The organism is Hominimerdicola alba 8 (assembly GCF_000178155.2).
Lineage (GTDB): Bacteria > Bacillota > Clostridia > Oscillospirales > Ruminococcaceae > Hominimerdicola > Hominimerdicola alba_C.
In genome coordinates this window covers 37,297-51,267 of the sequence record NZ_ADKM02000085.1, presented here as the reverse complement: position 1 = coordinate 51,267, position 13,971 = coordinate 37,297, and the positions used below count along the sequence as shown (strand labels likewise).

General features: G+C 46.3%; 6 protein-coding genes. All 6 read right to left on the bottom strand.

Going from position 1 to position 13,971, the window contains the following annotated elements:
• Positions 1–77: 77 nt before the first annotated feature.
• The 6 genes from CUS_RS09270 to CUS_RS09245 all read right to left on the bottom strand — a co-directional run bounded on the left by CUS_RS09270 (position 78) and on the right by CUS_RS09245 (position 13,956).
• Positions 78–860 (bottom strand): ZIP family metal transporter, encoded by a 783-nt coding sequence (locus tag CUS_RS09270; RefSeq protein ID WP_002849912.1) that lies wholly within the window; start codon positions 858–860, stop codon positions 78–80.
• 302 nt (positions 861–1,162) lie between these two features.
• Positions 1,163–1,636, bottom strand: a complete 474-nt coding sequence (locus CUS_RS09265) for a glutathione peroxidase (RefSeq protein ID WP_002850002.1) — start codon at positions 1,634–1,636, stop codon at positions 1,163–1,165.
• A gap of 687 nt (positions 1,637–2,323) precedes the next feature.
• Positions 2,324–3,511, bottom strand: coding sequence for a hypothetical protein (locus CUS_RS09260; RefSeq protein ID WP_002849879.1), 1,188 nt, complete (start codon positions 3,509–3,511; stop codon positions 2,324–2,326).
• Between the two features lie 108 nt (positions 3,512–3,619).
• The gene (locus CUS_RS09255) at positions 3,620–4,501 is read right to left on the bottom strand and encodes a class C sortase (RefSeq protein WP_037276992.1); all 882 of its coding nucleotides are present in this window, start codon (positions 4,499–4,501) and stop codon (positions 3,620–3,622) included.
• 162 nt (positions 4,502–4,663) lie between these two features.
• Positions 4,664–6,277, bottom strand: a complete 1,614-nt coding sequence (locus tag CUS_RS09250) for an isopeptide-forming domain-containing fimbrial protein (RefSeq protein ID WP_002849928.1) — start codon at positions 6,275–6,277, stop codon at positions 4,664–4,666.
• A gap of 95 nt (positions 6,278–6,372) precedes the next feature.
• A complete protein-coding gene (locus CUS_RS09245; protein ID WP_037276980.1) occupies positions 6,373–13,956 on the bottom strand; it encodes a Cna B-type domain-containing protein in 7,584 nt (2,527 codons plus the stop codon).
• Positions 13,957–13,971: the final 15 nt, after the last annotated feature.

Sequence of the window (13,971 nt, the reverse complement as noted above, 5' to 3'; positions counted from 1 at the left end):
TAATATCTGCGAGCGGTCGGTTTAAAATGCTGTCATTTATAATTATATCATTTTACGGGAGGGTTGTCAACTGCGCATCAACCAAGTGCGACATCAAGTATCATCATGATCGTGAAACCACATGCGAACATTATTGTACCAATGTTTGAGTGTTCACCTGCTGACATTTCCGGGATAAGTTCTTCTACCACGACATATATCATTGCGCCTGCCGCAAAACTCAGCAGATATGGCATTATCGGCACAAGTATGCCCGCCGCAAATATCACGAGTACAGCGCCCACAGGTTCGACTGCGCCTGAAAGCACGCCTGCGCCGAACGCTTTACTGCGGCTTACGCCCTCAGCTTTGAGGGGCATGGAGATTATTGCGCCCTCAGGGAAATTCTGGATAGCAATGCCCAGCGCCAGTGCCAGAGCGCCTGCGGCAGTGATATTTCCGCCGCCGTAGAGAAGACCTGCGTATACGACACCGACAGCCATGCCTTCGGGGAGATTGTGGAGGGTAACAGCGAGAACAAGCATCGTGGTGCGCTGGAGTTTGCTTTTTGGACCTTCCGGTTTATCGGTATCCATGTGGAGGTGGGGTATCAGGCGGTCGAGAGCCAACAGGAAGAAGATGCCGACCATAAAGCCGATAGCGGCGGGCAGGAATGCCAGTTTGCCCAATTTTTCAGACTGGTCAATTGCGGGGATAAGCAAACTCCAGACAGAAGCGGCTGTCATTACGCCTGCCGCAAAGCCTGTGAGGGCGCGCTGGACCATCTGATCCAGTTCTTTTTTCATAAAAAACACACATGCCGCGCCAAGCGAAGTACCTACAAAAGGTATAGCAATGCCTTCTATTACTTTCAACAACATTTTATCGCCTCATTCTACCGGTTTTCAGTCTAGTTTTCGGGATAGAACAACTACAATGAGAACCTTTATTTATTGTTAGGTTAGTTATTACTAACCTAGTTTTAGTATATCATAGTCGGCAAATTTTGTCAACTGCACAATTGAGCAAATGTTCTGCCATATGAAGACGATATATGTGCATTGTATACATTTTATCTGTTAGAAATTAGATAAATAACACGAAAAAAAGCGCGGGCAGAGCAACGATGCAATCAGGAAACCTGCCCGCGCGTTTTATTAACGGATAAATTGAAGATCTCTTACTACAGTAGTTCGACGATCTTTTTCTCCAGCTTTTCGGGGGCTGTGGCTGAAGCAAAACGCTCGACCACTTCTCCCTCGCGATTAACGAGAAATTTAGTGAAATTCCACTTGATGTTATTACCCAGAACTCCGCCGCGCTTAGCTTTAAGTGCGGTATAAAGCGGTGACTCGTTCTCGCCGTTGACATCGATCTTGGCAAAACGCCTGAATGTTACGCCATAGTTCATAGTGCAGAAATTGCCTATCTCATCATCAGATTCAGGCGCCTGGTTGGCGAACTGGTTACATGGGAAATCGAGGATCTCGAATCCCTTGTCCTTGTAACGCTTGTAAAGTATCTGCAGCCCCTTATACTGCGGTGTATAACTGCAACGGGTGGCTGTATTTACCACAAGCAGAACTTTGCCCTTGTACTCCGATAACGAGACGTCATTCCCCTTAGCGTCTTTTACTGTGATATCGTAAATACTCATAGTTTACCCTCCGTTCCCTGTGCAAAATTGTTTAAATGCACTACTTACTCCCATTATGATTATACCCTATTTTTTGTTAACAGTCAAGTACCATATAGGTATTAATTATGAAATTTCTCTAAATTCTACAAATTTTAACTTACACATGAGGTCTAAATGCACTAATTGGTTATTGGTAATTATGTGCTTTGCACAATTCATAACAATTTGCATTTCAAACGAATTATTCAGTATTATTTATTTATTATCTACCATTTAAAACAGTTTAAAATATTCACAAAAAAGCAGTCGTCTTCACTGACAACTGCACTTTTATTATACAAGTACCTTGACAAAAATTCCTTTAGTCCGGGACTCTTATAGCAATCCAACTTTTTAAATTCACATAATCCAGTCGCAAAAGCTGGGATTTATGGGTTTTTGACTGGATTTTGTCTGAATTTTAAGGCGGATCGCTATAGGGTTCTCAAAGAATTTTTTGGGATCATTCTGCCCCATAACATGACCCTCAGCCATAAACACAACGCGGAAGACTGCCTCCCTGTCAGACAATATTCAACATTCTGAAATCATTTATCTTATTAAAACAGCCTGATCTCGGGCATTTACAGATTTCATCATAATGTACAGCTGCACTGCAAAACAAACGATGCTAATTGGAATATGATTTTGGGAACACTATGATCTCTATGCCGGTTCAGATCCTGTATCGTCTGCGAAAAAAGATATCTGCACGCCATCATAAGAGTCGAAAATATAGATCATCGTTCCTTTGCCGATCGGAGAGTTCGTCCAAGCGATGCGGTCGTTAGCGGACTGATCGGGAGTGCCGTAGAAAGCTGAAAATATCTCGCCCCAATAACTGAGTCCGCCGCTGTGGTCGAAGTAGTTGATGCCCACAAGACCCAGACTGGTAAAGCAGAGGACGGCATCACAATTTCTGTCCATAAAGCCAACGTTCTCGTATTCCATTATCAGTTCCCACGGCTGACCTGCGACGGTGTTGCGGTATTCGTTTTTGAATGTATATCCTGTCATCAGTTTCCGCATTTCATCGGGTTCACCATAGAATTTCAGACCGTTCAGCAAATAAGCATCGGGTGTTTTTATATCACGCGAAGATACAGATATATCGCCGTCAGAAGAGGTTTTTTCATGTACATCGGCATCATTCGGTGCAGAGGAAGTTATCTGCGATCCGGCATTCGGCTGAGCGGAATTTACCGATGAAACTTCGCCGGCGCGCAAGTCATCGGAAGAACTGCTGTCAGCGGCGGCAGAAGCGTCTGCATGAACTGATGAGTCTGCGGTGGGGACTTCCCTGCTGTCAGCACCTTCATAAGCAACTATCGGCGTTCTCAGTTCGGGCGAAACTGATTGTTTTGCATATGTTCTGTCGGGTGAATCTGCGGTGGCGTAGTATGACACCTGTACCCCCTCTTTCAGGTTGAACAGGTAGATAGCTGTGTTTTTTCCAAGCGGGTCATCGTACCACGAAGCCATGCCTGTACCCTCTTCTGTGGGCAGACCATAGTCTTTTTCGAGTTGGTCGAACCATCTGCGGAAATCCATAGCGCGTTCGGTATCGTGATAATTTAAGCCGACCAGACCGTTTTCGGTGAAACAGAGGGTGACATCACAATCAAGGTCGTAGAGCGATGCGCCGCTGTAATCCAGCATTTTCTGGGGTACGGTCAGGTCATCGCGCTGTCGTTCTGCAAGGAGAGTGTAGTCATCAAGTTCAGTCTTGGCTTTTTCACATGTTATGAACCATTCAAGACCCATCATCGGGCGGAACTCGTCATTTTTCTGACCACAGCCTGTTGTCACAAGGCAGACTGCCGTCACGACTGCGGCGGCTATTCGTTTGTGCATCTTCTCCCTCCAATCATAATTTTGGGGTAAAAATTTATTGCGCTTAATCTTCACTTTATTTACGAAAAACAGGAACAACTCCGCTGAGGACGGCGCTGTTCCGTTCTGTCAGTGCTCGCGGCTGTCATCACCTGACAACTCACGGGTTGTGTATTTGTCGATATAATGATGCTTTTTGCGCTTGCCCGTAACGCTCCACCATATCAGCAGAGCGAGCACCATCGGCGCGGCAAATATAGGTATGACTGTCATGGTGTCCACCTGAATAGCATCTGCGCCGACTTTCACACGCTTATCGTTCACCGACTTTATGCGGTGCGCACGTATCAGCAGGCGGTGAGTGTTAATGCCGTAGGGAGTACAAGTCATAAGTGTGACCTCGTCCTCATTTGGGATTATTGCCAGCTTATCTATCTCGGTGGGTTCGATTATAAGTATTTTTTCGACCTCATAGGTAAGCACATCGTTAAGCACATTGATCGTGAACATGTCACCCTCGACTATCTGATCGAGGTCTGTGAACAGTCTGGCGCTTGGAAGACCTCTGTGACCTGATATGACAGCATGGGTGTTTAGTCCCCCGACAGGAAACGAACTGCCCTGTATGTGTCCTGATGCGATCTGGAGAACGCCCTCAGATGTGCCGTGATATATAGGCAGTTCGATATTGATATTGGGTATCGAAACATAGCCCATTATACCTGTACCCGAAACATCGAGTATCTTATCATAGCCGTCAAGCTGTTCAAAATTGGAAAAAGGGGCGTAAAGTTCAAACAGCTTTTCGTTATATTCCTGAGCTTCTTGAAGTACGCGCTGCTGTTCTTCATCGTCCATTTTAGTGACGGCTTCTTTATAATCCGAAACGGCATGGCTTGCCATGTGCCTGTTCCACCAGTTGGAAAATGTCGGGTATAACATCACGGAAACGCCCGCAAGAAATATCAACGAAAATATCACCGTAGTCAGACGGTCTTTTAGTTTTTTCATACTCTCACCTGCGAACATTTCCCTGACCCGCCTTTTGAAAGGCGGCAGGTATTTTTTACGAAACGGCTGTATCTTCTCCCCCTAAAGCGGGGGAAAAGATACCTGCCGACACTATTCAGCTTTTACAGCTGTGTTTTACTTTTCTGATATGGAACACTATAATTACTCAGCGTCCTTAGTTCTCTTCTTGGTTATCAGGTAGATGCCTGCTGCGCCTGCTGTCAGACCGCCGCCGATAACGAACAGCTTAGTACCCATGCCGCCTGTTTCGGGGAGTTTGGAAACCTTAGTATTGGCAACATCAGATGTGATAAGACCGTCCTCAACATTAACATTACCGAATTCATCAGTGGTAGCTTTCTTATTTTCCAAATCATAGATCATTGCAGAAAGATCTTCAAGTTTGGGATCATCAGAATTTTTATCGTGCTCTGCGGTAACCTCAAAGATTATAGGATCGATACCTCTATAGCCATCAGGTTCAATTGTTTCTTCCAGTTTGTAGATACCGTCATCAAGACCGTAGAAGGAGAAAACAGGTCCGTTCATTGAGTTATCGGATTCAGACGGTTCAACTACCTTTGTATTGACCGCTTCAAAAACACCTCCAGCATTCTGCTTATAAAGAGTGAAATCTGCGCCGTCCAAAGGTGTACCATTATTGTCGGTCTTGGTGATTTCTGTCTTGTAGGTGAATACTATTACCTTATCTTCGGTAGTATCTTCTTTATCCTCATCGCCGGGAGTACCAGGCTTATCGCCATCACCGGGAGTATTATCTCCATACATCTTGAATTCGGTGTTGTTGGAATAGGAAGCTTTAGCAGTATTGGGGTTGCCTGCTTTGCCGTAATTAACTTTGTCATCAGTGCTGCCTGCGTCCACGATACTGCCAAGTGTTGCAGAATAGTTTACCACGATGACAGAATTATTATTAGCGCCAAGATATTTTACATCTGGGATAGTGATGGTAAAGCTGTTTTCAGATACAGAAATATCATAACCTGTGTTGATGCCTGCTGTTTCATTTTCATGGAACTCATCATCAACGACGCCATCTCCATCATTGTCTATGCCGACTTTCAGATCATGAATATCATTTGCACTTGCTACATTGAATGCAGGGCTGATAGTATCGGAGAACTGGAGGAAATAGCCGCTGTACTCAGAAACATTTTCGGGAAGAGTAGCCTTTAGCATGAAAGGAACTTCATCACCGATATCGTGGTCAGCACTGTCCTGCCACTCTGACATATCACTTTCAGTCGAATCATTTATATCCTTTACCTTCTTCTCAAAAATAACCGAACCAAGCTTTGAAGCTACTTCGAGGTCATCGTCAACGATCTTCAGCAGGGCTGCATTCTTGACATTCGTGCCCTCTCCCTGCTCTTCGACCAGCAGATAATAACCGGGAACAAGACCTGTCGCTGTGTTATCATCGGCTGAAAGTGTTTTGACCGGATCGCCGTCGATGTAAGCTGTGAAATCAGTACCCTTATTTGCTACCTTAGCAAAATCGATGAAATCATCAACTTCGCCTTTGAGGTTTGTGCCTGCTTCGGCATCAAGAATGACCTTTTCGCCCTCATCTGTTCCAAAACTGCCTGTAAGCATCTGATAGAGTCTGAATTTGCTCTGAGTATTATCGTCAACTGTTATACTAAATGTATCTGCTGCTGCGGGTGCTGCGCTTGCTATATATCCGCCTGCGCACATTGTTGCTGCCATAACCATTGCTGCTGCCATTGCTGCTAATCTTTTTGTCATTTTCATAATTAAACTCCTTTATAATAATTTTTAGTTGCGCTCGGGGCGGGGTCGTGCGCCCCGAACTATGGTCGTTATTCGTACTATTCTTCGCCGTTGTGTTATTCGCTCTTCCTGCGGCGTCTGAACCTTATGTATCCCATCGCTGAAAGCATTGCCGCCGCACCGCCTGCCATATACAAGCCGCGTGTACCTGCACCGCCCGTTTCGGGGAGTATGATGCCCTCGTTTTCGGTGGGAGTATTGAGTACAGTGACAGTTCCCTTGCCGAGATTCTCACTGTTTATACAGAACTGTGTGCTGTTGTCGCCGTCATCGAATTTATACGATGGAACGTAGCCTGCTACGGTTCTGCCGTTTACCTTAGTTTCTTCTGCCCAGTAGTAGTATTTCAGACCATCGGGTGAATACTTTGGAAGGTCTTTGATGACCTGCCAGCTGTCTGCGGAAGAAATTGTTACTTCCTGTGACCATTCGCCGTCAGGAACGCTCATCAGCCCGGTGAAACTCTTAAGGTTCTTCTGATACTCGGTTTCACCGTCTGCCAGCAGACTGAGTGCGCCTGCGCGGTAGATGTGCTGATCGTTAGCCCTCAGTGCGCTGAATGATGATCTTGTGTTGGACTGGGTAACTGTGGTCGGCGGTATCAGAGTAGCCTGACTTATTTTGACATCGTCATAATAATCATAGATGTCAAGAGTACTTACAGTCATGTCACCACTTATCTGATAAATTACCCTACACTTACCGTCAGAGTCAAAATTAGTCATCTTGTCCCTGTATACCCAGTTGTCATCTACAAGTGATGCTTTTAAAGTTGCATTTGGTTTACCTTCAAGATCAAATATAACTATGCTTCCGTCTTTGATGACGTCTGAACCGAACTTGCCTTTAAGGTTAAACTTCTTTAAACCTTGTTCAGGCAAGATCTCGTCAATAACTTCTGCATTATCGGGGATCGTCATCTTCTCGTAGCTTATGCTTTCAACTGTCCAGTAGTTAGGATCGTTAAATCCAGTCCAGATGCTTATATTGTCAACCAGAGTGGGAGAAGGATAATTGATAGTTATCGTATTCTCGGAGCACTCAAAAGGTATTGAACCATTTTCTGACGCGACTATATTGCCATTACTGAACTTGAAATTTCCTACCTTAATGCTTGAATAGACATATTCAGAATTTACTGAAATAGTAGCGTACTCATCTGCCATGATGTCGCCAAAAGTCAGCGTGATAGATGTTACAAGGTCACCTATCTGATACTTGTGGCTTGCATAGCCCTTTATCTGCTCACCGATCTCCTTAGTGACGGTATTATCACCACCTCCGCCGATTATCGGTTCAAGATCTGTCGGGGCATCTTCTGCGGCTGTTGAGCGTCTGAGTGTTAAGGTCACGTTGTCGCCGTCGTGTGACTGCGACTCCTTATCTGCCCAGTCTTTTATCAGCTTTAGCTTGATGGTATCGATGGTATTGGTGATAGTAACTGTACGGTCTTCGCTCACTGTGAGGTCGTTGTTATCGTAGTTTATGGTGTAGCAGTTTGCGCGGGTCGCACCTGCCGATACCTCGATATCATCGCCTACAGCAACTTCCTGTACTCTGTAGTAGTAAGTATTGCCGCTTCCGTCTTTCTCTTCAAGCCCGTTGAATACGCCGCGCCACTGATGTTCTTCATCAAGCACAAGGCGTCTGCCTGTGGTGACATAACCGCTGTTCTTATCGGTCGATCTGAACAGTTCGACGGTGACGGGCTTTATGTAAAGTGCTTTGTCATCGTCTGTTAGGTCGGTGTCGCCTGCCCACTGTTTCTCAACAGTGATCTTTGCACCCTGAATGTTGGTGATATCCGTTTTTATCTCGGTGTCGGTATCGGTGACATCGTAGAAGGCGGTATAGCCCTCGTGGGTGCTTGTTTCGATGAAGTAGTAGTACCATCTGCCGCCGTCATCTGCGTAAGGCAGGTCACTGCGGGAATATGTCAGTGTCGTGTCGAGTGTTATCTCTTCTTCGACAACTGTGTACTTACTGCTGTCAAGTGTTCTGAGCGTTTCGCCTGTCTGCTCGGTGCGGGTCTTTACAAGCTGTACCTTTACCGTTTCGTCTGACTGCGGTGCAGGCCGCCACTTTTTGGTGACTGTCGCTTTGACTTTATCGGGAGTCATGTCCTGATTTATCAGTTCAAGTTCACCGACACCGTTTTGTATAGTCTTGTTGGTGGTGTACTTATAATGACTGCCCAGCTTGGCTTTCTGCTCGTTCGTTAGTTTCTCGCTGATCTCGAAGTTTGTGAAGTCACCCAGCTTATCGGCAGGAACAGTGTAAGTATAGGCGTTATCGCTGTTGAGCACAGCGTCATCGCCCAATTCTATCTTCACCTTGCCGCCCTTGCTGTTTATACCGAAGAGGTCGAACCTTACCGCCATTTTAGCGGTACTGCCCACATCTGTAGGTATCTTGTCAGCGGGGATCGGGTCGCCGTTTGCATCGAGCCAAACCTTTCTGACTACAAGGTCATTGGTGTTATTGACTTCGATGACTGAGTTGTTTGTGTTTGTGCCGTTGCCTGAGTAAACAGGCTTGAAAGGTCCTGCACTGCCGCCGCTGTCGAGGTACTGCCCTGATGCACTGTCGTAGGTATAAGTCACGTTGTTGATGGTGTAGGACTTTTCTCTTACGAAGTAGTAGAGCGGTGTGCCGTTTCGTCCGCTGGGGAGTTCTTCCCATGTGGCTGTATTATCAGCAGATGCGGTGCTGTAGTTCAGCGTTTTTGTGCCGCCTGCAACAGGCTTTGCATCAGTCAGCGTGCCTGACTCGGATTCGAGCAGTTCAAATACTACTGTGGAAACAGAGGGTGCAGCGCTGCCGCTGAATGTTTTTTCAGCCTTTATCGTAATGTCACGGCTGTTAGGTATCCTGACGGCGGAGTCAGCGACAACACTTATCACTCGGTCGCGGTCAACATCTGCGGGGAGTGCGCTGTCATCGGCGCCATCGTAATTGTAGTAGAATGTGTGTTCTGCAAAATCACTGAGCTTATTGCCTGTTGGTGCGGGCAGGTAGCCTGCGGGGGCTTGTACCTCAATGAATTTGTAGATTGTGTTCGGTTCGAGCAGGAAATCGTGTACTGTCACACGGTCTTCATCGAGCAGATAACTTTTAGTCTTGTTTTTCTCGTTGACGTTGAAGGCTGTGCCTGTGGGACTTCCTGCTGTGGCATTGCCCTTGTCATCGAATACCAGCTGTGCCGCCGCTGTCGGGAAATTGCCGTCCGACTCTTTCAGCACGCTGCTGTCATCGAACCTGAACTGTCTGTAAACTCGTTTTTCCAGACCATCATCATCACCGATAACGCCCACCGTTTCAACGGCGTTTGCGTATATCCACTGACCGTCTACCAGCTTTGCGGCTACAAAAGTCGCGTTTAAGTCGAGTTTATAGTCGTTGACATCGACCTTGTGTATTTCGGGGTAATTCTGGATAGTATTGGTAGCATCGGTGTCCTGAGTATTCATTTTGACACCGTCCTGCTTATCCCAGCCCTTGCCGTTGTCAGCGTGTATCTCAGCTGTGTTGTTAAGGACAACGTTGGTCGAAAGGCTCTTTTCAAAGCCTGAGCCCTGATAGATGTACTCTATCTTGTAGTGCTGTCCGTCGGGGACTGTTATCTCCATCTTGGCAGCAACATCCTGCTTGCGGCTTATGACCTCGACATCACTTACCTTGCCTGAGTCATTTCCCCCGACACCGACACATGTGCGCTTGATGCCTGACGGGACTGTGTAGGTCACATCAGCATAACCGTCAGCACCGATGGTAACGTTCTGTATGTCGAGTTTGTTGTTCTGACCGCCGTATTGGTCTTCGGTATAGATGTGAGTGTCATTAAGCACCTGACCCGCAGTACCCTTGATGCGGAAAACGACTTTCTCATCGTTCAGGTCTTCGGTATAATATGTTGAATTGCTGTAATTGAAGTTAACGGGCGTATTGATATCAGCTTCGGTATTATACACAACTCTGTACCTGAAATTGTTTATAGGCTCGGCTGACTTTTCGCCGTTTATCACGGGATAGACCTTGACATCTGTAAGTGTGAACCTGATATCGGGTGCGTTCGACTGTGCTATGGTAAGCAGGTCGGTGATGGTGTAGGTGTCTGAATTTGACAGGTTGGCACCATCGGGGTTCACATCGAGTGTGTAGGTAAGTCTGCCCGCTATGGCGGTAGAACTTCTGCCCGATTTGGAAAGCTGATTCGGCTGGTAGTCATTGACCACATCGACTTCGGCGGTGACGCCTGCGCCTGTGTCGCCCGACTTTCTAACAGTGTTTGTCAGCTTTTCGTCCACAAGGACATCGTCTATGCTGTCAACCGGTATCGCGGTATAGTAGCGGAAGCGGTTGACAGAGTAATTCGGTGTCTGGTCTTCTGATGTTTTGAACACTTTAAAGGTGACAGTATTTCCGTTTACCTCAGCATCGCTCCAGTTACCGTTGTTTGAACGCACAGGGTATTCGCCGTTCCATGTGGTTATCGCCTTTGGCCTATACTCCTCAAGCTCACAGTCCGAACCAACATAATACATGCCTTCGGGTATGGTATCGACATAATCGCCCACACTGCTGACTGTTATGCCCCACCTTATCATGTAGCATCTTGTTGGATTGCCGCCCACATTGATAGTCGCAACAGGCAGTTCAGAAGTTCTGACTTCTTCTACTGTGTTGCCATTCTTGTCGATAGCCGACTTTGAATAGCTTGCTGAAAGTGTATTGGTCACATATGCTGTACCGGTATCAAGGTCATCATTTGCATAAATGACATTGTTCTCGTATGAAGCGCTGTATCTATCAACAGGTTCTTCTACTATTCTGTAATAGTATCTTGTGACACTGCCGTCCTCGCTGACCTTCCACTGTGGGAAATAGCCTAGTCCGTAGGTAACATCATAGTCATAGAACTGGTTGAATTCGCCGCTTATTTCGTTTGGTGACTCCAAGTAGTTATCGGCTTTTCCCTTTACAGTCTTCCATGCAGAAGCTGATGTCGGCGGGTCACCGTGCTCATCGGCAAGTGCCTGCTCAACGCGGAACTTTATCGACTTAGGTCGGAAGCCTGCTGCGTTGTAGGAGTCATTCCACGTTTTGCGTGCATTCAGATAGATAAGCTCAACTTTGCTAGGGTCTTTACGCTCAAACTTAAAGCCTGTAACAGTGCCTTCGTTGCTTCCGAACTTATATGAGTTGGTAAAAGTGCTTTCATTACCCACTCCGACCTGCTGCACATCAGCGGTCGTATTGTAGTTAACAGTAATGTTCTTGATCTCTTTCGAGATGCTGTCCTTGAACTGTATCTTGAAAGCAATTGCATTGCCTGTCAGATCAGATGCACTGACACCTGTACCGTTTTGCTGATCTTCGGCGCTTGTGTAGAACACCAGATCGTAATCATCGTCACTGACGATCCCGTCAGCGGTACTCAGCGTTATCGCAGCTGCCTGTTCGGGAGTAATGTAGTGCAGACCGCCGTTATTGGCATTGAGTGTATCTGTCAGGAAGTTAGTACCTTTACCGAAACCGTTGTGTTTGGTGAGTTCTATCTGCCATTCAAGTTCTTTGTTGTCGATCTGTTCAAAACTCGAAACTTCTTCGGCATTGTTGCAGACTTTTCTGGCATCACACTGTGCCTGATAAAGCTGAGTGCCTGTGCCTTCGCCGTCCATTATGCCGGGTGCATTGACCAATGCAGTATTAACTGCCGTCTGCTGCTCGTCGTTATTATACTTATCGGCATCGAAGTTATCAACTGTGGTAACATCCTGCGAGAAGTACATCTCGACCTCGTTTATATCAAGATCGGTATGTATTATAATAGTATCGGGGTGACCCTCTTTTCGGCTGAAAGTTACAGCGCTCTCGTTGCCGCCTTTTCTGTCTTCCTCGTAACCATTATACTCTTTATGTGCGTTGTAGGAGATAGCAGCTATCTCGGCATCTGACATCTTGGCAAAAACAGGATCGGTGACCTCAAAGCCGTTGACCGTCTGTTTGCTTTGTCCATCAGGGATAATGGTATAACCGCCATTATCATTTACTGTAACCGACTGCATTCCGGAAAGAACTCTTATCTTCCACTTTACTTTTTCGGTGATGGGGTCAAAACCATCGCCGCGCTTTACAACAAATGTTTCATCCTGATAAGTAGCTGTGCCTGTATCGCTTCCCTCTTCAGGACCATCGGTAACGATACTTGATGCTGTTGCGGTGTTTGTCACCGTATCGCCAAGTCCGGCAGTGCTGTCATACTTGATGGTCACCCTGTATGGGATATCAGTACTTTCAGTAAATGTCAGTTTACCGTTTTCAACAGTATAAAGACTTGAGTCAACAAGACTGCCGTCATAGCTGTAGACTTTCAGACTGCCGTCACTCGGGAAAAGTTCATCTTCCACACAGACATTGCTCAGCGGGTCGGTAGAGAGGTTGGTAACATCTACCTGCCAGTGGATAACACCGTTCGGTGTTTCGCCGTCAACATGGTAATCGGGAACTCCATCATACTTGTTGACCTCCAGCTTGTTATCGATGGTCTTTTCGGGAGTCAGGTCACTGAGTGTGTTGCCTTTATCATCTTTAAGCACTGCATGGTTAGAAGATGTGGTACCGTTCTGTGCTTCCTGCCTGTAGGTGAAGGTGAGGTTGTCTGTATCGGGCGTGGTCGTGAAAGTGAACACGCCGTTTTCAAAAGTACCGTACTGTTTAAGAACATCGTTATCAAGCATCGTGTCGTCTGTCATCGTCTGATCGCCTGTTACTGTCAGGATATCAGTCAGCGTATAACCTGTCAAGTCAAGATGCTTGTCCGGGTTAATTATGGTTATGTTCCATTCGATATACTTTTTACCGTCGTCGCCTTTTACGACACTGCCGTATTTTGTCATCGAAGCAACATCATCGCTGAATTCAACTTTAAGCTGCTGACCTGCTATCTCGATAACTCTGTCACCGTCGGCGGTGTCAGCTCTGTCCACCTTACCGTTGAACTTTATCATACCTGTGAGATTTCTGCCCGGATTCTCTTTAAGGTAATCTATGTAGTCATCGGTAAATCTAAGGACTATCAGACCTTCTCTCGATATAGAGTAGTATCCGCATATACTGTCGGGATCAACGAGATAGTTTGGGTCAACCGAAACCATCGTTGGACCTGAGAAGCCGTTCTGCTGGATCTGTATTCCGCTGTCTGCATTTGTGTTGATATTGAAGTATACACAATGACTGTCACTGTTGATGATATCAAGCACAGCTGACGGAGGGAACACATAGTTCAGATTGACAGATACATCACAGGCTTTTGCACCATCAACAGCCGTAAATGTCAGCGGGTCAAAGGAAGTGACATATTCATCTTTGATCTGTACTGCTCCTCCAACTTCATCGATACTGCCAACGACCTCGTCAAACCAAGGATTCGTAAAGCTGCCCGCAGCCATCAGCTGCCTGACATTATTCTTGTAGGCAGACACCTCAGTGTTACTGCCAAATGCAACACCCGGCTGTATCCGGGCGTAGGAAACAACAAGCATCATCACCAGCGACAATGCTGTGATCAAAGCAGCAGCACGTTTATGTAGCCGGTATTTTCTAAGTATTTGCTGTATCCTGCTTTGAATGTCGTTCAAAAAACTCACTCCCTT